The 25,543-nt window shown below is 39.2% G+C and carries 17 protein-coding genes and 2 pseudogenes; 17 read left to right on the forward strand and 2 right to left on the reverse strand.

Going from position 1 to position 25,543, the window contains the following annotated elements:
* Positions 1 to 4: 4 nt before the first annotated feature.
* The 16 genes and pseudogenes from rpoD to AC4HAO_RS02000 all read left to right on the forward strand — a co-directional run bounded on the left by rpoD (position 5) and on the right by AC4HAO_RS02000 (position 21,429).
* Positions 5 to 1,114, forward strand: coding sequence for an RNA polymerase sigma factor RpoD (gene rpoD / locus AC4HAO_RS01925; RefSeq protein WP_447452362.1), 1,110 nt, complete (start codon positions 5 to 7; stop codon positions 1,112 to 1,114).
* 486 nt (positions 1,115 to 1,600) lie between these two features.
* Positions 1,601 to 1,936 (forward strand): metal-sulfur cluster assembly factor, encoded by a 336-nt coding sequence (locus AC4HAO_RS01930; protein WP_447452361.1) that lies wholly within the window; start codon positions 1,601 to 1,603, stop codon positions 1,934 to 1,936.
* Positions 1,937 to 2,093: 157 nt separating this feature from the next.
* Positions 2,094 to 3,020: a glycosyltransferase family 2 protein gene (locus AC4HAO_RS01935; protein WP_447452360.1), complete on the forward strand. Its 927-nt coding sequence runs from the start codon at positions 2,094 to 2,096 to the stop codon at positions 3,018 to 3,020.
* Positions 3,021 to 3,118: 98 nt separating this feature from the next.
* Entirely contained in the window at positions 3,119 to 3,970 is an 852-nt protein-coding gene (gene rfbD, locus AC4HAO_RS01940) for a dTDP-4-dehydrorhamnose reductase (RefSeq protein ID WP_491134403.1), read from the forward strand.
* 181 nt (positions 3,971 to 4,151) lie between these two features.
* Positions 4,152 to 5,306 carry a beta 1-4 rhamnosyltransferase Cps2T gene (gene cps2T, locus AC4HAO_RS01945; protein WP_491092419.1) on the forward strand — a complete coding sequence of 385 codons (1,155 nt, stop codon included), beginning with the start codon at positions 4,152 to 4,154 and terminating at the stop codon, positions 5,304 to 5,306.
* Positions 5,296 to 6,255, forward strand: a complete 960-nt coding sequence (locus tag AC4HAO_RS01950; protein ID WP_491134404.1) for a glycosyltransferase family 2 protein — start codon at positions 5,296 to 5,298, stop codon at positions 6,253 to 6,255. The genes cps2T and AC4HAO_RS01950 overlap by 11 nt, the downstream gene beginning before the upstream one ends.
* Before the next feature lie 9 nt (positions 6,256 to 6,264).
* Positions 6,265 to 7,077 carry an ABC transporter permease gene (locus AC4HAO_RS01955; protein WP_447452356.1) on the forward strand — a complete coding sequence of 271 codons (813 nt, stop codon included), beginning with the start codon at positions 6,265 to 6,267 and terminating at the stop codon, positions 7,075 to 7,077.
* Complete coding sequence (locus tag AC4HAO_RS01960; RefSeq protein ID WP_491134405.1) at positions 7,077 to 8,300, forward strand: ABC transporter ATP-binding protein; 1,224 nt, start codon at positions 7,077 to 7,079, stop codon at positions 8,298 to 8,300. Before AC4HAO_RS01955 ends, AC4HAO_RS01960 begins: the two co-directional genes overlap by 1 nt.
* A 16-nt stretch (positions 8,301 to 8,316) precedes the next feature.
* Positions 8,317 to 9,708, forward strand: a complete 1,392-nt coding sequence (locus AC4HAO_RS01965; RefSeq protein ID WP_491134426.1) for a glycosyltransferase family 2 protein — start codon at positions 8,317 to 8,319, stop codon at positions 9,706 to 9,708.
* Positions 9,709 to 9,711: 3 nt separating this feature from the next.
* Positions 9,712 to 11,460 (forward strand): rhamnan synthesis F family protein, encoded by a 1,749-nt coding sequence (locus AC4HAO_RS01970; RefSeq protein WP_491134406.1) that lies wholly within the window; start codon positions 9,712 to 9,714, stop codon positions 11,458 to 11,460.
* Between the two features lie 3 nt (positions 11,461 to 11,463).
* Positions 11,464 to 13,998: an LTA synthase family protein gene (locus AC4HAO_RS01975; protein WP_491134407.1), complete on the forward strand. Its 2,535-nt coding sequence runs from the start codon at positions 11,464 to 11,466 to the stop codon at positions 13,996 to 13,998.
* Between the two features lies 1 nt (position 13,999).
* Entirely contained in the window at positions 14,000 to 15,238 is a 1,239-nt protein-coding gene (locus AC4HAO_RS01980) for a hypothetical protein (protein ID WP_491134408.1), read from the forward strand.
* Positions 15,239 to 15,336: 98 nt separating this feature from the next.
* On the forward strand, positions 15,337 to 16,884 hold the full coding sequence (locus AC4HAO_RS01985; RefSeq protein WP_491092412.1) for a glycosyltransferase family protein: 1,548 nt from the start codon (positions 15,337 to 15,339) through the stop codon (positions 16,882 to 16,884).
* Positions 16,885 to 16,960: 76 nt separating this feature from the next.
* On the forward strand, positions 16,961 to 17,899 hold the full coding sequence (locus AC4HAO_RS01990; protein ID WP_491092411.1) for a glycosyltransferase family 2 protein: 939 nt from the start codon (positions 16,961 to 16,963) through the stop codon (positions 17,897 to 17,899).
* 47 nt (positions 17,900 to 17,946) lie between these two features.
* Positions 17,947 to 18,930 (forward strand): glycosyltransferase family 2 protein, encoded by a 984-nt coding sequence (locus tag AC4HAO_RS01995; protein WP_491092410.1) that lies wholly within the window; start codon positions 17,947 to 17,949, stop codon positions 18,928 to 18,930.
* Between the two features lie 590 nt (positions 18,931 to 19,520).
* Positions 19,521 to 21,429 (forward strand): annotated as a pseudogene (locus AC4HAO_RS02000) (RICIN domain-containing protein).
* A gap of 405 nt (positions 21,430 to 21,834) precedes the next feature.
* Here AC4HAO_RS02000 and AC4HAO_RS02005 read toward each other — a convergent pair.
* Positions 21,835 to 22,478, reverse strand: a pseudogene (locus AC4HAO_RS02005) (HAD-IA family hydrolase).
* Positions 22,479 to 22,481: 3 nt separating this feature from the next.
* Positions 22,482 to 24,134, reverse strand: coding sequence for an Rqc2 family fibronectin-binding protein (locus AC4HAO_RS02010; RefSeq protein WP_491134409.1), 1,653 nt, complete (start codon positions 24,132 to 24,134; stop codon positions 22,482 to 22,484).
* Positions 24,135 to 24,358: 224 nt separating this feature from the next.
* On the opposite strand from AC4HAO_RS02010, the gene AC4HAO_RS02015 reads away from it, so the two are divergent.
* Positions 24,359 to 25,543 (forward strand): metallophosphoesterase family protein, encoded by a 1,185-nt coding sequence (locus tag AC4HAO_RS02015; protein WP_491134410.1) that lies wholly within the window; start codon positions 24,359 to 24,361, stop codon positions 25,541 to 25,543.

The following is a 25,543-nucleotide window of genomic DNA, read 5'->3' on the forward strand; positions in this document are numbered from 1 at the left end:
AACTATGGCAAGTAAACAATCAAATACAACCTTTAATGTACAAGTAGCAGACTTTATCCGCAACCACAAGAAGGAAGGGACAGCAATTGATGATGAGGTGACAGAGAAGTTAGTCATCCCCTTCGTGCTTGACGCCGATCAGATTGATGATCTGTTGGAACGTCTGACAGATGGTGGCATCTCTATCACTGATAAGGATGGCAATCCATCTAGTAAATATGTAGTTGAGGCACCGACACCTGATGAGTTGACGGATGAGGAGCTTATTGGTAGCAATTCAGCCAAGGTTAACGATCCTGTTCGGATGTATTTGAAAGAAATCGGAGTTGTCCCGCTTTTAAGCAATGATGAGGAAAAAGATCTAGCTGTCGCGGCAGCGGAAGGAGATCTGCAAGCTAAGCAGCGTCTAGCTGAAGCCAATTTGCGTTTGGTTGTCTCTATTGCTAAGCGTTATGTCGGTCGCGGTATGCAGTTTCTTGACCTGATTCAAGAAGGGAATATGGGTCTTATGAAGGCGGTTGATAAATTTGATTATTCTAAGGGGTTCAAATTTTCAACTTACGCTACTTGGTGGATACGTCAGGCTATTACTAGGGCCATTGCTGATCAAGCACGAACTATTCGAATTCCAGTGCACATGGTTGAAACCATTAACAAGCTGGTTCGTGAGCAGCGCAATCTCTTGCAGGAATTAGGCCAAGATCCGACTCCGGAGCAGATTGCAGAGCGCATGGATATGTCTCCAGATAAGGTTAGGGAAATTTTAAAAATTGCTCAAGAGCCTGTCTCTCTAGAAACACCAATTGGTGAAGAAGATGACAGCCATTTGGGAGATTTTATCGAAGATGAAGTGATTGAAAATCCCGTTGATTATACAACGCGTATTGTCCTTCGGGAACAATTGAACGAAGTTCTCGATACTTTGACTGACCGCGAGGAAAATGTTCTTCGTCTGCGCTTTGGATTAGATGACGGCAAGATGCGTACGCTTGAAGATGTGGGTAAGGTCTTTAATGTTACGCGTGAACGCATTCGCCAAATCGAAGCTAAAGCGCTACGTAAATTACGTCATCCAAGCCGCAGTAAACAGCTTAAAGACTTTATGGAGGATTAAAACAGTCCAGTGGACTGTTTTAACCGCTCCTGGAAAATTAGAGAGGAGCGAAGAAGTACCAGTGGACTGTTTTAACCGCTCCTGGAAAATTAGAGAGGAGCGAAGAAGTACCAGTGGACTGTTTTAACCGCTCCTGGAAAATTGGAGAGGAGCGAAGAAGTACCAGTGGACTGTTTTAACCGCTCCTGGGAAATTGGAGAGGAGCGAAAGTCCAGTGGACTGTTTTTACTTGAGTTTTAAGATCAGAAAGAGTCTACCTAAGTCTGAGACAAGGTATTGACTGTCTCCTTCTAATTTTTGAGAAGTGAACTGCTGATCATTTGACGTTCGCTTAGAAATAAATGGCAAAAGCAATGATGTCTAGTGGAAGTTCTGCTGGAGATTGGCTACTGCCGTTTGAAAATAAAAATAGTAGCTGCACACTATTCGTAAATTAGCGTAAGCAGGGGCGTTTTGCTAGGATAATGCTTGAGGAGGATGAATTAAATGTCAGAAAAAACATACACACCTGAAGAAGTCGAAAAAATTAAGGATCATATCCTTGAAGTATTAGAAATGGTTATTGATCCTGAGTTGGGTATCGATATTGTCAATCTCGGCTTAGTTTATGAAATTCGTTTTGAAGAAGATGGCTACACTGAAATTGATATGACTTTGACAACAATGGGCTGCCCCTTAGCTGATCTGCTGACTGATCAGATTTACGATGTTATCCGTGAAGTTAAGGAAGTTACCAAGGTAGAAGTTAAATTGGTGTGGACTCCAGCTTGGACAATTGAGCGAATGAGTCGCTATGCCCGTATTGCGCTGGGAATTCGATAAATCAAAGAGTGTGAGTAATTCATGGAGCTCACGAAAAGGCGAGCAGCAGTTGCTAGAGTTTATTATTTACAGATCTGGGTGTTCCAAGGTAGGCTATAGCGAAAATGATTTTTTTGATTGAATTCTCAAAAGCTTTGTATTTCGATAAGGATTGGAAATGAAAAAGTTAAGTATTGTAGTGCCATGTTACAATGAAGAAGCGACCATTGAGTCCTTTTTAGCGGCAACTAAGCAAGTTGAGGCTTCTATAGCTAGGGAGTTAGTGTTTGACTATCTTTTTGTTAATGACGGTTCCAAAGACCAGACTTTATCCGTTTTGCGACGGGTTTCTAAGCAGTTTGATAACGTCCATTATCTGTCGTTTTCTCGTAATTTTGGAAAGGAAGCAGCTCTGTTAGCTGGCTTGGAAGAGGTAGATGGTGATCTTATCACTGTCATGGATGTCGATTTGCAAGATCCCCCGGAAATGCTAGCAGATATGTACCAAAAGATTAAAGATGGTTATGATGTTGTTGGTACGAGACGGGCAGATCGCAAAGGAGAACCGATAATCCGTTCTTTTTTTGCTAAGACTTTTTATTGGCTAGTCAATAAAATTTCAGATACGGAAATGGTTGATGGTGCGCGTGATTTTCGCTTAATGACTCGCCAAGTTGTTGACAGCATTTTGGAGCTGGGGGAGGTCAATCGCTTCTCCAAAGGCCTCTTTGCTTGGGTAGGTTATGATGTCATTTATCTTCCTTATGAGAATCGCGAGCGTGTAGCTGGTGATACTTCTTGGAATTTTTGGTCCTTACTTAGATATTCGATTGATGGTTTTATCAATTTTTCGGAAGCTCCTTTAAATTTAGCAACTTGGGCAGGGTTGGGCAGCTTTATGTTGTCAATTTTTGCCATTCTGTTTGTTGTTGTTCGCCGTTTGCTCTTTGGTGACCCAGTGAGTGGTTGGGCCTCTACTATATCTGTTATCTTGTTTTTAGGTGGATTGCAGCTTTTGGCACTGGGGATTATTGGAAAATATCTGGCGAAAATCTTTTTAGAAACTAAAAAGCGTCCAGTTTATATCATAAAAGAAAAAGGGTGAAATTCATCCTTTTTTTTGTTAGAATGAAAAGGATGACAAACCGATGCTGGAAGGCTTCGCCTGAGGTTATTTCAGTACCAACGGAAAGGAAATTGTAAATGATTTTAATTACTGGCAGCAAGGGCCAGCTTGGTACAGAGCTGCGCCATTTGCTTGATGAGAGAAACGAAGATTATGTCGCTGTGGATGTCGCTGAAATGGATATTACAGATGCTCATAAAGTTGATGAAGTCTTTGCTCAAGTTAAGCCTACTTTAGTTTATCATTGTGCCGCTTATACGGCTGTCGATGCGGCAGAAGATGATGGTAAGGAATTAGATTATGCTATCAATGTGACGGGGACCGAGAATATTGCTAAAGCAGCATCGAAGCACGGTGCTACGCTGGTTTACATCTCGACAGACTATGTTTTCAATGGTGAAAAGCTTGTCGGTCAAGAATGGCTGGAAACAGATGAGACAGATCCGCAGACAGAGTACGGTCGCACTAAGCGCATGGGTGAAGAGGCTGTTGAGAAGCTGCATGATAAATATTATATTATCCGTACTGCTTGGGTATTTGGAAATTACGGGAAAAACTTTGTCTTTACTATGCAAAACTTGGCTAAAACTCGTTCGCGTTTGACAGTTGTGAATGACCAGCATGGACGTCCGACTTGGACTAGAACTTTGGCAGAGTTTATGACCTATCTGACCGAAAATCAAAAGGAGTTTGGCTATTATCATCTGTCAAATGATGCAGCAGAAGATACGACTTGGTACGATTTTGCTAAGGAAATACTTAAGGATACTGGTGTAGAAGTAGTACCAGTTGACTCCAGCCAATTTCCAGCAAAAGCTAAACGTCCGATGAACTCAACGATGAGTTTGGCTAAGGCCAAAGCAACTGGTTTTGTCATTCCGACTTGGCAGGAAGCGTTAAAAGAATTTTACAAGCAGGGGAAAAAATAAAATGAAGCAGACAAGTTGAGGAAAGCTTGTCTGCTTTTTAGATTCCCCTCTTTGGAGTATAGGCGAAACTTGGCCTTGTGTAAGCAATGAAGGACGCTATATTTTTACAGTTATGGGTGAAAAGGTCAGTGATTTTATGATATAATAGAGTGATTGTATTGCTAGAATGGAGTTTTTGTGTATGCAGCATGTTTTTATCATCGGAAGCAGGGGTCTGCCTGCCAAATATGGTGGCTTTGAAACCTTTGTGGAAGAATTGGTGAAAAATCGCTTATCAGATAAAATCAGCTACCATGTTGCCTGTCTCAGCGATGAGCTGACGGGTTCCCATTCTACATACATGGGAGTAGATTGCTTTACAGTCAAACCTCCCAAACTTGGTCCAGCACGGGTTATTGCCTATGATATGCAGGCTATCAGCTACGCTTTAAAGCTGATCAAGCAAGAGGAAATCCGGCATCCTATCTTTTATATCTTGGGCAATACTATCGGAGCTTTTATTAGTCCTTTTGCACGACGGATTCATAAAATTGGCGGTCAGCTCTTTGTTAATCCCGATGGCTTGGAGTGGAAGCGTTCTAAATGGGCTAAGCCTGTTCAAGCTTACCTCAAATATTCTGAGAAGGTGATGACTAAGAGAGCTGACTTGGTCATTTCGGATAACACGGGGATTGAGAGTTATATTAAGGAGACTTACCCTTGGTCTAAAACGGCTTTCATTGCCTATGGAACAGATTTAAGTTCGTCAGGGTTGACAGCCCAGTCTGCTCAAGTTCGAGATTTTTTTGAAACTTGGCAAAGTACTGAAAAAGGCTATTATCTGATTGTTGGGCGCTTTGTCCCAGAGAACAACTATGAAGTGGCTATTCGTGAATTTATGGCCTCGCAGACCAAACGAGACCTGATTATTATCTGTAATCATGAAGGCAGCAGCTACTTTGAGGAACTGCGTCAGAAAACAGGTTTTGAGAAAGATGAACGGATTAAGTTTGTTGGGACAGTTTATAATCGTGCTTTACTGACTTATATTCGCCAAGCAGCTTTTGCCTATATTCATGGGCATGAAGTAGGCGGTACGAATCCTGGATTATTAGAAGCATTGGCCCATACAGATTTAAATTTAGTGCTGGGTGTTGACTTTAATAAAGGTGTTGCTCAAGACACAGCCCTCTATTGGGATAAAAAAGCTGGCAGTCTGGCTCAGTTAATCAATCAAAATGATGAGCAAGAGGATTTCAGTGAGTTGGGGCGAAAAGCTCGTCAGCACATGGAGGAGGCCTATACTTGGCCCAAAATTGTAGGAGAATACGAGGAGCTGTTTTTACATGAAAGTTAACATACTCATGTCCACCTACAATGGTGAGCGTTTTTTGGCTCAGCAGATTGACAGTATTTTAGAGCAGACCTTTTCTGACTGGACGCTGTTGATTCGCGATGATGGTTCCAGTGATCGGACACCAGAGATTATTGCAAATTATGCTCAGAGGGACAGTCGTATCTGCTTTATCAATGCTAAACAGCAAGAGAATATTGGCGTCATCAAAAACTTTTATACGCTGCTTAACTATGAGGAAGCTGATTATTACTTTTTCTGTGATCAAGATGATATCTGGTTGCCAGAAAAACTAGAGCACTGTCTCGAGGAAGGTCAGCGGCATGATCAGCATCAACCTCTCTTGGTATACACAGATCTTAAGGTGGTTAATCAAAATCTGCAGGTTTTGCATGAAAGCATGATTCGTACACAGTCAGGTCATGCCAATACAGCGCTTTTACAGGAATTAACAGAAAATACTGTAACAGGAGGAACTGCCATGATTAACCATGCAGCAGCCCAACTTTGGCATGAAGATGCTGTTGAATCTATACTCATGCATGATTGGTATTTAGCCCTAATAGCAGCAGCTAAAGGAGAATTGGTCTATTTGGATCAGGCAACCGAACTTTATCGCCAACATGATAGTAATGTCCTAGGGGCGCGGACATGGTCAAAGCGCTTAAAGAATTGGCTGCGGCCCCATAATCTAATTGCTAAATATTGGTGGCTGATTGATGCCAGCCAGCGGCAGGCCGAACTTTTGTTGAATTTAGACTTGGCCTTGACTGAACATCAACTGATTGAAGCCTATGTTTATTTGCTCGATCAGCCTTGGCGTCAAAGACGACGTACCCTTAAACAGTATGGTTTTGCTAAAAATAGGCCTTTTCATACATTGGTCTTTAAAACCTTAGTGACAACGAAAATTGGTTATCGCCATTATCAGAAATATGGCTATCAAGCATAGGAGAATATCATGGATTTACTTAGTAAGAAGAATCGTATCCTACTAAAAGAACTCATAAAAACAGACTTTAAGCTGCGTTATCAAGGCAGTGTCATCGGCTACCTCTGGTCAATTTTAAAGCCTTTGTTGCTCTTTATGATCATGTATCTGGTCTTCATCCGCTTCCTGCGTTTAGGGGGGGACGTGCCTCATTTCCCTGTAGCACTTTTGCTGGCTAATGTGGTCTGGTCTTTCTTTACGGAAGCAACTAGCATGGGGATGGTTTCTATCGTGACGCGTGGTGATCTGTTGCGTAAGCTGAATTTTTCAAAATCAATTATTGTCTTATCAGCAGTCTGCGGAGCATTGATTAATTTTGGCATTAACCTGATTGTTGTGCTGATTTTTGCCTTGGTCAATGGTGTTCATATTGGTTGGGATGCTGTCTTTTCCATCCCGCTCTTCCTTGAGCTCTTTATTATGGCTTGGGGGGTAGCTCTGCTTTTGGCGACGCTCTACGTTAAGTTCCGTGATATTGGCCAAATTTGGGAGGTTGTTCTCCAAGCAGGCTTGTATGCGACGCCGATTATTTATCCTCTGACCTTTATTACCAACCAAGGAGTTAAAGGAGTTTTTGCGGGTAAGGTTATCATGCTCAATCCTTTAGCGCAGATGATTCAGGACCTGCGTTATCTCCTGATTGATAAAGCCAATTTGACTATTTGGAATTTAATCAATCACTGGTGGTATTATGCTATTCCTTATGTCTTGCCATTTATCATTTTTGCTATTGGTTTGACAGTTTTTAATCGTAGTTCTAAGAGATTTGCGGAGATTCTATAATGACAGCAGAAAATAATATTGCAGTAAAGGTTGACCATGTCAGCAAATATTTTAAATTACCTGTTGAAGCTTCTAACAGTCTGCGGACGACGATGGTCAATCGTTTTAAAGGAGTTAAGGGTTACAAGGAGCAGCATGTGCTGCGTGACATCAATTTTGAAGTGGAGAAAGGTGATTTCTTTGGAATTGTCGGTCGAAATGGCTCGGGCAAGTCTACGCTTCTAAAAATTATTTCGCAGATTTATGTACCGGAAAAAGGCTCTGTAACTATTGATGGAAAGTTAGTTTCTTTTATCGAATTAGGTGTTGGCTTTAATCCCGAATTGACAGGCCGGGAGAATGTCTATATGAACGGGGCAATGCTAGGCTTTTCGACGGAAGAAGTTGATGCCATGTATGATGATATTGTGGATTTTGCCGAACTCAAAGAGTTCATGAATCAAAAACTCAAGAATTATTCAAGCGGGATGCAGGTTCGTCTGGCTTTCTCAGTTGCTATTAAAGCGCAAGGGGATATCCTTATTCTTGATGAAGTCTTGGCAGTTGGTGATGAAGCCTTCCAGCGCAAGTGTAATGATTATTTTATGGAGCGCAAGGAAAGCGGGAAGACTACAATTCTTGTTACCCATGATATGGCAGCTGTTAAGAAATATTGCAATAAGGCAGTCCTGATTGATGATGGCTTGATTAAGGCGTACGGTGAACCCTTTAATGTTGCTAATCAGTATAGCTTTGACAATACTGATAAAGTTGTTGATGATAATGGAGAAACGATTGAGGTGCAAGCTGACGAGGACCAAATTACGCATGTCGAAAACTTAGCTGTTAAACTGTTGTCTGCTAATCCCATGACTCCAAAAGATAAGATCAAGTTTGAAATTTCTTATGAAGTACTTAACGATATTCCGACCTACATTGCTCTATCTTTAACAGATATTGACCGTAATATTTGGGTTTATAATGATAACTCGATGGATTATAAGACCTCAGGCGCTGGCTCTAAATCGGTTATTTATGAATGTGATATTGAACATCTAAATGATATTAAATTAAAATTAGAGGTAACTGTTCGTGATGACAACGATCAAATGTTAGCCTTTTCCGATGCGAATCAGACACCTGTTATTGTTGTCCATCGTGATGACATTGAATCTGAGGATTTGTCGGCTTTGGATTCAGCTAGCGGTCTTTACCAACGCAATGGACAGTGGCAATTTGGATAAAGATAAGGAAGACTATATGAAGGTTTCCATTATTTGCACTAATTTTAATAAGGGAGATTGGATAGGGGAAGCTTTGGATAGTTTTTTGGCGCAACAGACGACATTTTCGTTTGAAATTATTGTTGTTGATGATGCCTCAAATGACCATTCTCCAAACATTCTGTGCCAGTACGCCAAGCGCTATCCTGATAAAGTTAAACCTTTTTTCAATAAAACTAATAAAGGTATTGCGAGAACATGGATTGATATTTGCAAGGAAGCTAAAGGACAATATATTGCTAGATGTGATGGTGATGATTACTGGATTGATCCACTTAAGCTTCAAAAACAGGTTGACTTTTTAGAGTCATCGCCAGAGTATCGCTGGTCTAATACTGATTTTGATATGGTTGATGCTCAGGGAGCGGTGATTCATAAGAGTGTTCTTAAAAATGGAATTATTCCTTTTATAGATTCATATGAAAAGATGCTTGCCTTAAAGGGTATGACGATGGCTTCTACCTGGTTGATAGAAACGGATCTCATGTTGGAAGTCAATGATTTGATTGATCCTCAGGCTGCTGATGATACCTTCAATATTCAGTTAGAACTTTTTCAGAGAACTCCTTTAGGCTTTCTAGAAGATTCAACAACAGTTTATCGAATGGATATAGAATCAGATTCTCGAACACAAGATAGGAATAAGATTGGTAGACGCTTTGATAAATTGTTAGAAACACAGTTGGAGTACCTTGCTAAATACCCTGAGATAGATTACCGCAAAGTATTAGAATTTTTATTGCCTCAGCATAATACTTTTGAGAAAGCTTTGGCTCAAAAAGGGGAAAATAGTTGGGATAATCAATATATTACCGTTTATTTAGATCGTGGGTTTGAAGAACCTTTTTCTGAAACTGACAGTTTACAATTTCCATTAGAATACTCCGGACATCTAAGGCTTGACTTGGATGCCGATGTCCAAAAGCTCCGTATTGACCTATCAGAAATTCCTAGTTATTATCAAAGTGTTTCATTAACTGATACTAAATTTGATACTAAGCTATTACCTATATGGACCAACGCTAAGGTGATAAGAGGAGCCTATTATTTTGAAGAATCCGACCCTCAAATTATTTATGACATTTCCAATAGGGATAGCAGAGAGTTTTTGCTGACTTATGAATGGTTTAATGTTAATCATCCAGAGCAACCTGATTTTGTTGCTCGTAAGCTAGTAGAAGAACTAGAATCAGCGCAATCTGAAATAGCCAATTTACAGTCCTACCGTTATCAATATCAGCAAGTGGTTTCTGAGAATGAGCGTGTTCAGAAAGAATTAACAGAAGTGACTAATCGCTATAATACAGTCGTCCATTCTCGCCGTTGGACTATTCCAACTAAAATCATCAATTTCTTTAGGAGAAAATAAAACATGAAGCGTTTGCTTTTATATGTGCATTTTAATAAATATAATCGTTTGAGTTCGCATGTGCATTATCAGTTGCGACAGTTGCGTTCTCTCTACAGTAAGGTTATTTTTATCTCTAACAGCTCTTTTAATGAGGCAGACGAAGCTAGATTGCGTCAGGAAGGTTTAATTGATGATTTTATTCAGAGGCAAAATAGTGGCTTTGATTTTGCTGCTTGGCGTGATGGTATGGCAGCTGTTGGTTGGGATAAGCTGGCTGATTACGACTCAGTTACAACGATGAACGATACCTGTTTTGGTCCTTTGTGGGATTTACAGCCCATTTATGATCGGTTTGAAACTGATGAACAGGTAGATTTCTGGGGACTAACCAATCATCGAAAGACTAAAAGCTTTCCTGAGCATATCCAGAGCTACTTTATTAGTTTCAGTCAAAAGGTAGTTACTTCATCAGCTTTTCTGGATTTCTGGCAAGGAATTCAAGATTTTACAGATGTCCAAGAAGTTATCGGCCACTATGAAACACGGGTGACAACTGCGCTAACCGATGTAGGATTCAAGTATTCTGCTGTTTTCAATACGATTGAGACCCCTACAGAAGGCATGCTGCATCCTGATTTCAGCTACTATAATCCGACGGCTATTCTTAATGCTAGGGTTCCATTTATTAAGGTTAAAACGATTGATGCTAACCAGCATATCGGCCCTTATCTCCTCAACCAGATTAGGGAGCTTTCCAATTATCCTATCGATCTGATTGTTAGTCACATGACCAATATCAGTCAGCCCGATCTGCCTTATTTATTAGCCTATAAGTATCTTGAGCAGACCGATATGAATACTCAGCTGTTTTCTCAAGGCAAGGTGGCTGTTCATCTGCATGTGTTTTATGTGGATCTTTTACAAGAATTTTTGGATACCTTTCAGGCCTTCCACTTTACCTACGATCTCTTTATCACGACGGATAAGGAAGAGAAGCAGGCTGAAATTCGGACAATATTGGAGCAGAATCGAGTTCCAGCTCAAATCTTTGTGACCGGCAATATTGGCCGTGATGTTCTACCAATGTTAAAATTGAAAAAACAACTCAAGGAATATGACTATATTGGTCATTTTCACACCAAGAAATCCAAAGAAGCAGACTACTGGGCTGGTCAATCGTGGCGGCAAGAATTAATTGAGATGTTGGTTAAGCCAGCAGATAAAATTCTGACTCAAATGGCTAGTAATGAGCGTTTAGGCTTGGTGATTGCGGACATGCCAACCTTCTTTAGGTTCAATAAAATTGTCGTGGCCTGGAATGAACACTTAATCGCTCCTGAGATGGAGGAGCTTTGGACAAAGATGGGGCTGCATAAGGCTATTGATTTCAAAATGATGGATACTTTTGTCATGAGCTATGGTACATATGCCTGGTTTAGATACGATGCGCTTAAGCCTCTCTTTGATTTGGGGTTAACGGATGAAGATATCCCGGCAGAACCCCTGCCACAAAATTCGATCCTTCATGCTATTGAGCGTTTATTGATTTACATTGCTTGGGATGGCCACTATGATTACCGTATCTCACAAAATCCGATTACTATGACGCCTTTTATTGAGAACAAGATGCTCAATACACGTGCCAACAGTAGTCCAAATACTTATGTTGATTTTACCTATATGGGAGGAATTAAGGGAGCTTTGAAGTATATTATCATCGGACCGGCTCGAGCGGTGAAGTATATTGTGAAGCGGCTTTTAAAAAAGTAAACTATGAGAAAAATTATTAAAGATATAGATTGGTACAAAATTTTACACATCGTGCTTATTTGCCTTTTTGTCTTTTGTATCAGTTTCTTCTTAGTCAATCAGCAGCTGTTGCAGGGGCATCGTGCTGATAGGCTGCTGAAGGCTTTTAGGGCATCCAGTACTCTCAATGATGCTCTGTACGGGATCTCTATACTTGGCTTAGCTGTCTATGTCAGTCGAGGGTTGAAATGGCGGTTTTGGTTGCAGTATGGCTTTGGCTACTTAGGTTATCTCTTTATCTCTTATTTTTTGTTGGTAACGAGAAATCTGAATAATGGTAAATTTAAGTGGGAACGATTCGGTCACAATGATTTCTTTCAGTCTAAAACTCTGTTGACTGTTTTAGGTATCTTAGTTTTAGCAGGAGCCATTCGGTTCTTATCGAATAAATTGCGTGAGAACCATAAGAAGAATCAATCTAAGCATTCAAAATTAGAAGATAGTCTGCTTAGTCTAGACAAACCCTTGAAACATTATAAGAGTTATCAGCTGCCTGTATTTGCTTTTCTGGGGATGGCTATTGTCAATGATCATTTAGCTATCGCTGCTATGAAACCGTCTCTTTTAAATCTCATTAAGAAAGCAGATCTTTCTGACTATGCTTGGGCTATGGGAACAAGTTTGGCTATCTGCTTAGTATTGTATTCGACCTTGTGCTTTGTAGTTGCTAGGGGGATCGCCGATGCTATGAAAAAAAGGGCGTCTATCTCATTAGCAGTAGCAACAAGTTTTTTGCTAGCGATTATCTTTAACTATATTTTTCAGGCGACTATCAAGGCAGATGGACCGATACTAGGCCGGTATATTTTCCCAGGAGCTAGTGTCTACCAAATTTTGGTTTTAGCTCTGGTCAATGTTGTCTTTTATATGGTGGTTAACCGCTACCTGATTGCGACAACAACCTTGATTGCTGTGGGTTCCTTGCTATCTGTTGCTAATAGTATTAAATTCAGTATGCGTAATGAACCAGTTTTATTCAGTGATTTAAGCTGGCTCAAAGATGTTGGACTCTTGCTCTCCTATGTCAATGCGACAGCAATTTTAATTGCTGTTCTAGCTATTGTGGCCTTAGCGGGCCTGACCTATTTTTTATGGAAACTCCTGTCATTTAAAGATATTATCCATTCGGACTGGCGTCTAAGGGTGGCAGTTTCAATCCCTATCTTAGTACTCTTTACCACAGTGGTTACGATTTTTGGCCAACAGGATAATGGGAAGATTGCAGACGATATTCCCGTTCTATCTCGCCTTAACAATACAGAAAATATTGAGTGGATGGGACAGTCTGTGGTAGCAAGGGAGCGCTCCTTAATGTTTGTTTGGACTAAGCAGCTGACTTCCTCTAAGATGGAAAGACCCTCAGGTTACAGCAAAGATACTATGGAGAAACTTGCTCAAGAATATACTCAAAAAGCTGATGTTATCAACAAAGGCCGAAAAGGTAGTATTTCGGATCAGACAGTCATCTTTGTTTTGAGCGAGAGTTTTGCGGATCCTAGTCGTTTATCAGATGTTAGCCTTAATCGTGATCCTATCCCGTATATTAAGTCAGTTAAAAAGAATTATACAAGTGGTCTAATGAAGGCAGATTCTTACGGTGGTGGTACAGCCAATATGGAGTTTCAATCATTGACCGGATTGCCGATGTATAATTTATCATCATCTATTTCGACGCTTTATACTGAAGTTGCTCCTGAAATGAAGCGAATGCCTTCAATTAGTGATTCCTTTGAGTCAAAAAATAAGATTGCCATCCATTTGGGTGATGCTAACATGTATTCACGCAAATCAATTTATCGACGTCTTGGATTTGATGAATTTATCGCAGCTGATGGTGGGACAAAAAAAGCTAAACATTTGGGAACTCTAGGAGTTTATCCAAGTGATGCTAATACCTATCAGACTGTTACAGATAATATCAATCCTTCGCAAAATCAATTCTTTTCGGTCATTACTTATCAAAACCATGCACCTTGGAATTATACAGATAAAACACCATACGGTGGTTCTGGTAAAGGATTTGATCCGGCTGAGAATAGTTATACCAATAATTATGCAAAAGAGTTAAAACAAACTGATGATGCAACGAAAAAGTTTTTAAGTGACTTGTCCAAATTAGATAAAAAAGTAACCGTTGTTTTTTATGGGGATCATTTGCCAGGTTTCTACCCAGATAGCACTTTTAAGGACAAACCAGAGACTCAATATCAGACGGATTACTTTATCTGGAGTAATTATCCAACTCATAAGCAGAACCATCCTTATGTCAACTCTAGTGACTTTCCAGCAGAGTTATTATTAACTACATCAACTAAGGTGTCTCCTTATCAGGCCTTGTTAACAGAAGTGATGGATAATGCTAGTATTGATAAAAAACATACAACCAAGAAGCAGAAGAAAATAGCACATGATCTGAAATTGATCGAATACGACTTGATTTCTGGTAAGGGCTATATAGCTTCAAATGATAAGTTCTTTAAAGTAAAGGGAGAGAAGTAGCGTGAAAAAATTTTATTTGCCAGTATACTATAGTCTTACGAGTTTACTCTTCACTCTGCAGTCCATTGTTTATATTAATAATGCGGGAGATCAGCTAAGTTTTGCCCGTTTGTCTGAGCGTTATGGTTTCTTTGAGTTTGCTTTTCATCGCTACCAAGTGTGGTCTAGCCGTCTCTTAATTGAGTCTGTCACCATGTTTATGTCATCACATTATCTGATTTTTGATATTACGATGCTGGTCGCTGTGGCGGTATTCTTCCATTGCTTTAATGGTATTTTCTTAAGTGATGATAAATATTGGGGACTTCGTTTTATTATTCCAGCACTGTTTTTATTGGTATTTCCAAGTATCTTTTTTACCAGTGCAGGCTTAATTGCGACAGTGACTAACTACCTTTTCCCAATGATTGCCTTTGTGGTGGCATGGTATTGCCTTGAGCAAAAGGAGCTAAAATGGTTGCTTATATCACTGCCCTTTATGATATTTGCCTGTATGCAAGAGCAGTTTACGATTTTTGCACTGATTATTTTTGCTTTCTTATTGTTTAAAAATTGGTTTATTAATAAACAGGTGAGTGTTTATTATCTATCAGCGATAGTAATTGCCTTTGCAGGGACAATTTCCGCTTTAGTAGCACCAGGTTCTGCTCGTCGTACAATGATTGAGTCTAAAACTTGGTATCCTGGTTTTGATAAGTTATCTTTAGTTGTTAAGGTAGCTAAGGGTTATATGGAGACTAATCGTGTTTTATTTGTTACCTCAGAGTTAACGATTATTTATTTACTGCTTATAGCTGCTCTCGTTTTGGCTTTGCTTAAGCGGCGGTATGTTTCATCAGTTATGTCAGGCGCAGTTCTTTATACAATTTTAACGAATAGGCTGGGAAGCACGAGTCTGCTAACGGCTGTACAAAAGGTCAATGATTTCCAAAATCAGCAACCCGTCACTGAATTTAGCTTTAAAGCAAATCTTTATCCACTAACTTTATATACAATTTTGTTAGCGGTGGTAGCTATTTCAGTGTTCTTGATATTTGAAGATCTCTGGCAGGCTGGAACAGCCGTAGTAGTTTTGGCAGTTGGCTACGCTGCTCGGATGACAGTGTCGTTATCACCGACAATTTATGCTTCGGAACTACGGACATATACACCATTAATTTTTGCTGGGCTTATTATTATTATGATGATATGCTGTGAATTTATTGATACAATCAGTTTAAAGGGAACTAAAAAGCTGTAGTCTTCCTTAATAAATTGATGTAGTAGAAGTAAAACATCATATAAAGGGGTGTTTTCGAGAGTCATTTTCGATCGCCTTTTTATTTAGGAGAGAATTATATGAAATTTCTATCTACATTCGGACAGAGAGCCATTCTCTTGTGGTCTGTGCTTGTCTTTACTTTCTTTAGTCTGTCGAGTTTACTGTTTAGGACAATAATGCCAATGGATGGGTCTGAAATGCCTCAAATTTGGCATACCAATATAATCTTTTTTATACTATTAAGTATGCTTTTGGGATTGTTTCTAGTCTTCATATATTTATCTCAATATCTAAAGGCTTCCCATTTATTCCTAGTAGGAAGCGCTCTATATATTGTATTTGGTGCTTATTTAATACTTCATCAAAATGATATGATTAGGCATGATGCTTTACAGGTCCTTGAAAGTGCCAAAGCTATGAACAAAGGGGATTTTTCACAATTAACCGCTGTAACAGGGTATCTGCACAGATTTCCTCACCAATTAGGTTTAGTATCATTCGAGCGCTTAATTCTCCTACTTTTTGGACATAATAATGTTAAAATCTTTTTCATTATCAATTTAGTCATGGCTATTGCTGACAACTTTTTGTTATGGCAGATAGCAGAAAATCTTTTCCATAATTCCAAGGTAACAAAGCTCACTATTATTTTGTCCTTCATTTTTTTGCCCCATCTTTTCTTTATCCTATTTGTTTACGGTTTGACCTATGGCCTTTTCTTTGCCATGTTAGGATTATATTATTTTCATCTTTATCTCCAAAGGAGAACTTGGTTAAGTTTAGGGCTAACGGCAGTATTCTTGAGTCTATCAAATCTGATTCGAAGTAACAACAGTATTCTGATTTTAACAGTTTTGATTGTTATTACTTTGGATATCTTAAGCAATCATTTAAGAAAAAGCATGATATTGGCTCTTGCTTTAATTTTATCAGTGATAATGGCTAATAAGCTTATTGGGTGGCATTATGACACATCAAAAATTGAAGGAGAACCTAAAATTGCTTGGATAGCGATGGGGCTGGATGATAAGTCTGATATCTATCATCGTATCCCAGGATGGTATAATGCTTATCTTGAAGATGTTTATGTAAAATACAAAGGGGATCCTGATGAAATTAAGAAGGATAGTCAAAGGTTGATAGCAAAGCGTTTAAAAATTATGAAAAATGATCCTCACTATGGCTTTATATTTTTCAAGAATAAGTTCGTATCAACTTGGACAGATGGTCTATTTGAATCTATTTGGTCTGGGCCAGTTACTAGGATGCCAGTAGAGAACCAAAAAATTTCAGGGCGCTTGATGGCTAGTATTTACAAAGGTGATCTTGCTTTTCGTTTAATTTATTATTTTTCTGGTTTACTACTAGCTGTAATCTATTTATCAGTTTTACCATCTTTATACAATCAGTGGCAAATAATGAAGAGGGGAGATAATGGTTTATTTTTACTGCTTCCTCTCATTTACCTGTCAGGTGGTTTTGTTTTTCACTTGTTATGGGAAACTAAGAGTCAATACGTCTATCCTTATGTTTATTTGTTGCTTCCTCTATCAGCGTATGGTCTCTATTTATTGTATAGCAAGGTAGAGATTGTTTTCAAAAGGTGTTTTTTTTCAAAAAGGTAAGGCTATCTTTGCTAATAAGATTATTGGTATGTTATACTAAACAAGAGTTAATATAATTGGTACGTAAGGAAATAAGATGGTACAAAAATTATCTGTTGTTGTACCTTGTTACAACGAAGAAGAAACGATTTTACCCTTCTTGGCAGAAAGCCAAAAGATTGAGGAAGTTCTAGCGGCGGAGCTAGAATTTGAATATATCTTTGTTAATGATGGTTCTAAAGATGATACGCTGCAGGTTCTAAGAGAAGTGGCGGCTAGTTATGCTAATGTTCATTATGTCTCATTTTCCCGTAATTTTGGAAAAGAGGCTGGTCTTTTAGCTGGTCTTGAAGAAGCGAGTGGTGATCTTATTACTGTCATGGATGCTGATTTACAAGACCCACCTGAGTTACTTGTTGAGATGTATGATAAGATAAAAGAAGGGTATGATGTTGTTGGCACGAGACGGGCAGATCGTAAGGGAGAGCCTGTCATCCGGTCCTTCTTTGCTAAAACCTTTTATCGTATTATCAATAGAATTTCGGATACGGAAATGGTTGACGGTGCCCGTGATTTTCGTTTAATGACGCGTCAGGTTGTCGATAGTATTTTAGAACTCCAAGAAGTCAATCGCTTCTCTAAAGGTCTCTTTTCATGGGTTGGCTATAATGTTGCTTATATTAGTTATGAAAATCGGGAACGTGTAGCAGGTGAAACATCCTGGAATTTTTGGAGTCTCTTAAAATATTCTATGGATGGCTTCATTAACTTTTCTGAGGCACCACTTAATTTTGCAACTTGGACAGGTATTCTGTCCTTCATTGTTTCTGTATTAGCGATTATTTTTATTGTTATTAGAAAGCTGGTTTGGGGTGATCCAGTTTCAGGTTGGGCAAGCACGGTATCTATTATTCTCTTGATTGGTGGTATTCAGTTGATGACAATTGGTATTTTAGGTAAATATATTGCCAAGATATTTGTTGAAACTAAGCGTCGGCCTGTTTACATTATTAAAGAGCGTGATCAGCATTCTTAACGATTATTTTATTGCTTTGCGGTGAAGGCTAGAAAGAGAATTTGAAAATGACTATGAAACCTAGGTTATGTATTGTTATTCCTTGTTACAATGAGGAAAAAGTCCTCCCTATTACAGAGCCGATTTTTATTAAAAAGTTACTTGAGTTAATTGGCAAAGGGAAAATCTCAGAAGATAGTAGAGTTTTATTTGTAAATGATGGCAGTAAAGATAGGACTTGGGCATTAATTGAGAATTATGCTAATGAGTCTGAGTATGTTATTGGGATTTCTCAGAGTAGAAATCGTGGGCATCAAAATGCTGTTTACGCAGGACTTATGGAGTCGAAGAATCAATTTGACGTCACTATTTCTATTGATTGTGATGGGCAAGATGATATTAATGCTATGGATAAGATGGTGGATGAATATTTAGAGGGTTCTGAAATAGTCTACGGCGTGCGAGACAATCGTGATACCGATACTTTTTTTAAAAAAGCAACTGCTCAAGGCTTTTATAAAATCTTAAATTTGATGGGAGTCGAGTCGGTATATAATCATGCTGATTACCGCTTGGTTTCTAGTAGAGTTTTAAAAGAATTTGGAAACTTTAAAGAGGTAAATCTTTTCTTAAGAGGGATGTTTCCCCTTGTTGGTTTTAAAAGTACAAGCGTTTTCTATAAACGACACGAACGTCTTGCAGGAGAGTCTAAATATCCTTTGAGTAAAATGATAAACCTAGCGATTGATGGCATTACTAGTTTGAGTGTGAAACCTATTCGTTTGATTGCTGCTCTGGGTCTAATTGTAGCAGGCTTTAGCTTTTTAGCAATTGTTTGGATCTTGATCCAGTACTTTTTGGGGCATACTGTCAGTGGTTGGGCAAGTAATTTGGCCCTAGTAATGATGGTTTCTGGTATACAGTTAGTTAGTTTAGGTGTTATTGGTGAGTATATTGGGAAAATATACTTAGAAGTAAAGGAAAGGCCTAAGTATATTATCTCAGACAGAGTAGGCGATGGCTCTAGTGAAGAAAATAGTAGCTCTAAGTAATTAGTGTTTGGGTTTATTAAAATATGTAATTAGAGTTTCTTTAGTTGAGACTCTTTTTTTGGTTCCTTGTCAGCAGTGGTAGGGATATGATAATTATTTGTAGGAATTTTTTAGTTTTTTTACAATTCAAGATAATTTTCTGACATTCTGAGATTTTTTAAGTTTTTTCAAAGGGGAAGGAGAGTATACTATACTCGTACTGCGCAGTGCTAATACAGTATTTCTAAGCTATATCATGATTAATTAACTTTGCTGGTTTACCTTTTATCAGGTTGATTTATACTTTTTTCCATTCTTTTGTTATTGGTTTACGAATAACTGATATAGAGGAGCTTTTCTTCTCTGGGTCATGGGTCAAAGGTTTTTTTAAGTCCATACATAGTCAAAATGGGTTTCTAAGGAAATTAGATTGGTTTTATGTGTCAAAAAAGCATAATACTCCCCGTGGCAACAATTAGCTTGATTAGGTTGTAAGCTATTTTATTGGCTGAAAACTTAATTTTATGAGGAGATGGTGTATGAATTATTAACCATAGGACAGTAGAGAAATTAGTTTAGAAATTTTATTTTAGTATGTAAAAGGAGATATTATGACAAGTTATCAGAAGAAACAGCGTAAGCATCAATTAAAGAAAACTGCTTATTTCAATCGCCTTAGCCCTAGCAGGTTTAACAACTGTAGCAGTTGGGGCTGTAGCTATGTCAACTGGTGCACAGGCTCAAGCTGATGAAACTAAAGAAACTATTTCACAGGTAGCGGCAACAAGGGAGGTTAATACTACTGATGCAGGGGAAACAGTTGAAGCTGTAGAAGCAGCACCAACTTCTGATCCCACAGGAGATAGTGGGCAATCAGAGGTGGTTACTTCAGAAACCTCTATTGAAAATACCCAGCCTGTCGCTAGTCAATCAGATATTAACTCGCAAGAAGCCGTGAATACCCCTACTTCTGGTGGTGTTGCCTCTTCATTACAAACACAAAATGGTAGTACTTCTCAGAATTCAGCAACAGCCAGTTCAACAGACTATGTCGTGAACGAGGCAGTGGCTGATACAAAAAATTCTGATGCTGTTAAACGGGCAACAGTTGGTAAGGTAGTCGAGCGTATAACTATTGGTACTTCTGTTGCTAGAGGGGACGATTATCCGAGTTATTTAAAAAATGCAGTACCAGATAGTATTATTGATCCATGGAGATTATATAATAGAGAGTGCACTTCCTTTACAGCTTATCGTCTTAGTTCTGTTAATGGTTTCACTTTGCCTGGAGCCTATGGCAATGGTGGTCAATGGGGATCGCGTGCACGAAGAGAAGGCTATGTTGTTGATATGAACCCAGCCTTAGGATCAGTAGCTTGGTTAGACGATGGCTCGTTTGGACATGTTGCATGGGTATCAAATGTTATTGGGAATAGCGTAGAAGTAGAAGAATATAATTATGGTTATAATTATAACTACAATAAGAGGACTGTTCCAAAGACCGCTTTTTCTGGGTACATTCATTTTAAAGATTTATCAGGGACTAATTCCGATATTAAACGTTATAATGTGGCAGAACTTGCTGCTCAAACTGATAAAACAATTTCAGATGGAGATTACCACATTGTTCTGGCTTCTAATCCAGAATTTGGAATAGATGTTTCGGGAGCTGGATCTTCAAATGGAACTAATGTCCAACTTTATAGGAATACTACTTTTGATAATCAGGTGTTTACGGTTTCTTATTTGGGTGGTGGTTATTATAAACTAATCCATAAGACTACAGGGAAAGCTTTGGACGTAGCTGGTGGATCTACTAAGAATGGAACCAATGTTCAAATGTGGGATTACAATGGATCTAGCGCACAACAATGGATTTTGAAACAAAGTGATGGTAATAATACATATGAAATTGTTTCCCGTAATGGAGGACTGGCTTTAGACGTATCTAACGGTATCTTTGCTGACCAAAATAATGTGCAAGTGTTCGAACCAAATCAAACTAAGTCGCAAAAATTTTTATTTATAGCAACTGATAAGGATGCTAAGCGAACAATTGCAGATGGTGATTATCATATTGTTTCGGCTTTAAATGAAGGTATGGGATTAGATGTGGTAGGTGCATCATCTGATAACCATGCTAATGTTCAGATTTACCCAAATACAGGGGATAAAAATCAAGTCTTTACAGTAAAATATTTAAATAACGGTTACTATTCTATTATCGCTAGAAAAACAGGTAAAAGTTTAGATGTAGATGGTAATGGAACATTTAATGGCACTAATATTAATATTTTTGAAGCTAATGATAGTGAGGCTCAACAGTGGATTATCAAATCTAGTAACATCAGTGGTTTCTTTGAAATTGTTTCTAAGCATAAAAATAAAGTTCTAGATGTCTCAGGTGGGTCTTCCAATGCGGGAACTAATGTTCAGCTCTACTTCCGTAATGGCAGTAAATCACAAGCTTGGAAGTTTGTACCTGTAAAAAAGATTAGTATAAACAATGTGAAGCAATAGATCGTACTGTGAAAGAATGCTTGATCTGCTTCGCAGAAAATCCGGCATCTCCTTAGGGAGTTGTCGGATTTTTAGCTATTGTGACTTTCGGGGTCTATTTTGGGTTCTTCGGTGCGAAACAAATAAAACCGCCTACTATGTCGGTGTGTGTCAATCGTTTTTAGGAATGCTTGTTCTCAACCTAGCAAATTTGGGATGAACGTACGCTTAGGTTTTCTGCTTGGGTTTGTGGGAAAGTAAACCAGTCACAGTAGTAATTCACTGGTGCTGAAGTACTTAATGAAAGGTGCAGAGGGCAGACTTCTTGGGGGCGCCAACAAGTCTTACTCCCAACCACTGCGCCAAGAGCTTATTCCCAAACAGGAATGGGAAGACTGGACGAGTTTTCCTCAGCATCTTTTAGGATTACGAAAGTAAGCGTTTTTCTAGTTCTTTGAAATTTCTAGCGATAGCAGTAGCATCGGCTGCCTCTAGTTCTTGTTTGCTGCCAAAGCCTAGGAGCAAACCAATAGCATCCATGTGGTTGTGTTGGGCGCCGTAAATATCGTGCTTGCGATCACCAACCATGACACATTGATTAGGATTACTAATTTGGGCTTCATTGAGAAGGTAGACGATGATATCGGCCTTTTGACTTCGACTGTCATCTAGTGTGGCTCCGGAGATATATTCAAAGTAGTGGGCTATTTCAAAATGCTGAAGAATCTTAATAACGAAAGGTTCTGGTTTTGATGAAGCGACAAGCAGTTGTTTTTTACTTTTTTTAGACTATCAAGTAGCTGCTTGGCTCTAGGCAGTAGCTGGTTTTCTGACCAACCTTTGTTTGAAAAGTATTGTCGATAGAAGGCGATGGCTTGCTGGGTTTCACTATCTGAGAAGCCGCAGAAATGTTTAAAAGAGTAGCTTAAAGGTGGCCCAATAAATTTAAGGAGTTCTTGCCTATCTGTCACGGCTCTATCAAACTAACTGAGGGCATAAATCAGACTGTTGACAATGCTTTGTTCGGGAGTACCATCGAGATCAAAGATAATAGTGTCGTAAGTGATCATATGTTACTTCAATTTCATCTTGAGAATTTTATCTGCATTAGGGGTTACTCGCAGAGTTTTTTGACCAGTGTAGGTTACAAAACCAGGTTTTCCCCCTGTTGGTTTATGGAGTTTTTTATTGTCAATCATATCAACTTGAACAAGATTAGAGAGACGAGCTTTGGAGAAGTAAGCTGCCAGTTCGGCAGCATCGGTTTTGACCTCATCTGACGGCTCGAGATTATCCTTAATAATGACATGGCTACCGGGAATGTCTTTGGCATGAAACCAAAGTTCTCCTTTTTTGGCCATTTTAAAGGTGAGTTCGTCATTTTGCAGATTATTGCGACCGACCATTATAATGGTTTGGCCATCGCTGGCTAAGTATTGCTCAGGTTTCTTACGCTTTTGCCGCTTGTCAGCTGCTCGGCGTTTCATAAAGCCCGTTTGAACTAGTTCTTCGCGGATTTCGGCAATCTCATCCAGAGAGGCTTGCGAAAGTGCCAGCTCTACACTTTCAAAATAACTAATCGTCTGTTTGGTCTCTTCAATCAACCCCTTGAGATGTTTGACAGCTTCCTTAAGCTTTTGATATTTTTTAAAATACTTTTGGGCATTCTGACTGGGGCTGAGGCTGACATCTAAGGCAATGACCACCTTTTTTCCCGTATAGTAGTTATCCAGTTCTACGTGATCCTTGTTATTAGGAATCTGATTGAGATAGGTTGTCAGCAGCTCGCCTTTTTGGCGGAAGTCCTCGGCCTTTTGAGTTGCCTGCAATTCTTTTTCTTGTTTAATGAGCTTTTTTTTATTTTTTTCCAGTTCATTTTGAACGCGGTGAATCAAATCGCTGGCCTGTTGGGCTACGCGGTCGCGTTCAGCCTTATCTTGATAGTAAAAATCCATCAGTTCAGACAGACTGTCAAAACCTTCCCGACTGTCGCTAAAATGAATAGCAGAAAAACTTTTGGAGGTCAGGCTAGGTTCTAGCGGTTGGCTGAAAAAAGCTCGGAATTGTTTAAGCTTGTTTTGATCCAATCTGTCAGCCAATTCTTGTGCTGTATCCCGTCCTAGTCCTTGGAAAAGGTGCTGCAGATTCTTAGGGGACAGATCTTGAGTCTGCAGGATTTCAAACAGCTTTTCATCGGTTAGCGTAAAAGGATTGTCGGCATTTGTCTTAGGTGGTGCTACATAGGTTGAACCCGGTAAAATCGTTCGATAGCTGTTTTGGGAAAAGCCAACGTGCTTGATAGATTCGATGATTTTATTTTCGCCTTTATCAATTAGGATAATATTGCTGTGTTTCCCCATGATTTCAATAATTAGGGCAACTTTGACATGATCACCGATCTCATTTTTATTGGAGATGGTCAGTTCTAAAATACGGTCATTTTCAACTTGCTGAATGTCTTCGATTACCGCTCCTTGTAAATATTTGCGCATCATCATAGTATAGGTATTAGGACTTTGCGGGTTCTGAAATTCAGCCTTTGTTATCTGTACTCGACCAAAGAGGGGGTGTGAAGATAGAAGAAGCCTGTAATTTTGCCTATTGTTGCGAATAGTCAAAACGAGCTCACGCTCAAAGGGCTGGTTAACTTTCTGGATCCGACCGTAAAGAAGGTGCTCTGTAAGTTCTTGAGTCAGATGGTGTAAGAAAAAGCCATCAAAAGACATGGTTTTCTCCTTTCTGTGCATAGAAACTGCTCACCTACTGGAGTTAAAATAATTGTCCGAGCAGCACTCAGTCCCTAAATCTTGTCTTGATAGTAACTTTCTCTATTATAGCATAGAATTGGCAGGTGAAGACATAAGGATGCTGAGAATTCACAGAACGGTGTTAGTTTACAAAATAACAAACGAGTGTTATAATAAGGGAAATAGGATAAGGACAAGTGGATATGAAATTATTACACACGGCAGATTGGCACATTGGTCGTCAGCTAAATCAAAATGGTATGAGTCTCTTAGATGACCAGCGATTTATCTTGGAGGAGATTATAGGGATTGCTAAGCGTGAAGCAGTTGATGGAATTATTATTGCGGGAGATCTGTACGATAGAAGTTTGCCACCGGTAGAAGCTGTTAGACTTTTTGATGAAATCTTGACAAGGCTGCTATTTGAAGAGCAGATTCCAGTTTATGCGATTACGGGGAATCATGATAGTGCCAAGCGTTTAGAGTTCGGTCAAGCTTTTTTTAAGCGTCAGCATTTTCATTTGGTTTCACGTTTGGAAGATGCTTTTGAGCCGATTGAGACGGAGGACAGTCAGATTTTTCTTCTTCCCTTTATTGATCCTATTGATGCCCGCATTTACTATCAAGATCCAGAAATTCGTGAGATCAATCAGGCTCTTGAGCAGGTTTTTGTGGATATGAGGTCTCATTTTGTAGAAGGTAAGGCGCATATTTTAGTTAGTCATTTTGCTGTGGCTAAACAGGGAAATGACCAGCAGCTGCGTGAACAAATGCTGTCCGAAACAGCTCGAACAGTAGGGGGGTTATCTACCTTGCCTAGCGATTTATTTGCGGATTTCGATTATGTGGCTCTAGGCCATATTCATACCCGCTTTGCCAGTCCAACAGAAAGAGTAGTCTACAGTGGCAGTCCCTTGATCTTTAATAAAGATGAAGCTAAGCGTAAAGACACAAAAGGCGTCTACTTGGTTGAGATTGATTTTGGGCACTTTGAAAAAACTTTTATTCCCTTGCCTCCTTACAAAGAACTTTTAGTTTTGGAAGCCCCTTATAAAAAGCTGGTCTCCAAGGATTTTTACAACCAGTATCCAAGATATGAAGCTCGGTTTGCCTTTGAGATTTTGGTGGAAGAGCGTAATGAGCTGGAGGGGATTAATCTACGCGCTCAGCTTGAGGAGATTTATGGATCAGAAATCGTTGATGTGCGCATTAGGGAGACGAGTCCGCTCGTGCGGCAGCCCCGCTCAAAAACTTTGCAGGGCAAGGAAACTCTAGCTGAGGATATCGTTATCGAGCGATTTTTTCAAGATATAACAGGCGGTCAGTCTTTGACCGACTATCAAAGGAGCCTTGTTTCAGAATTATTGACAGGTATCAAGGAGGACTAA

The organism is Streptococcus sp. ELY_137, assembly GCF_058314515.1.

Bases quoted from the DNA above. Each gene is read 5' to 3' on its own strand.
- rpoD (WP_447452362.1), top strand. From the start codon at position 5: ATGGCAAGTAAACAATCAAATACAACCTTTAATGTACAAGTAGCAGAC.
- AC4HAO_RS01930 (WP_447452361.1), top strand. From the start codon at position 1,601: ATGTCAGAAAAAACATACACACCTGAAGAAGTCGAAAAAATTAAGGAT.
- AC4HAO_RS01935 (WP_447452360.1), top strand. From the start codon at position 2,094: ATGAAAAAGTTAAGTATTGTAGTGCCATGTTACAATGAAGAAGCGACC.
- rfbD (WP_491134403.1), top strand. From the start codon at position 3,119: ATGATTTTAATTACTGGCAGCAAGGGCCAGCTTGGTACAGAGCTGCGC.
- cps2T (WP_491092419.1), top strand. From the start codon at position 4,152: ATGCAGCATGTTTTTATCATCGGAAGCAGGGGTCTGCCTGCCAAATAT.
- AC4HAO_RS01950 (WP_491134404.1), top strand. From the start codon at position 5,296: ATGAAAGTTAACATACTCATGTCCACCTACAATGGTGAGCGTTTTTTG.
- AC4HAO_RS01955 (WP_447452356.1), top strand. From the start codon at position 6,265: ATGGATTTACTTAGTAAGAAGAATCGTATCCTACTAAAAGAACTCATA.
- AC4HAO_RS01960 (WP_491134405.1), top strand. From the start codon at position 7,077: ATGACAGCAGAAAATAATATTGCAGTAAAGGTTGACCATGTCAGCAAA.
- AC4HAO_RS01965 (WP_491134426.1), top strand. From the start codon at position 8,317: ATGAAGGTTTCCATTATTTGCACTAATTTTAATAAGGGAGATTGGATA.
- AC4HAO_RS01970 (WP_491134406.1), top strand. From the start codon at position 9,712: ATGAAGCGTTTGCTTTTATATGTGCATTTTAATAAATATAATCGTTTG.
- AC4HAO_RS01975 (WP_491134407.1), top strand. From the start codon at position 11,464: ATGAGAAAAATTATTAAAGATATAGATTGGTACAAAATTTTACACATC.
- AC4HAO_RS01985 (WP_491092412.1), top strand. From the start codon at position 15,337: ATGAAATTTCTATCTACATTCGGACAGAGAGCCATTCTCTTGTGGTCT.
- AC4HAO_RS01990 (WP_491092411.1), top strand. From the start codon at position 16,961: ATGGTACAAAAATTATCTGTTGTTGTACCTTGTTACAACGAAGAAGAA.
- AC4HAO_RS01995 (WP_491092410.1), top strand. From the start codon at position 17,947: ATGACTATGAAACCTAGGTTATGTATTGTTATTCCTTGTTACAATGAG.
- AC4HAO_RS02010 (WP_491134409.1), bottom strand. From the start codon at position 24,134: ATGTCTTTTGATGGCTTTTTCTTACACCATCTGACTCAAGAACTTACA.
- AC4HAO_RS02015 (WP_491134410.1), top strand. From the start codon at position 24,359: ATGAAATTATTACACACGGCAGATTGGCACATTGGTCGTCAGCTAAAT.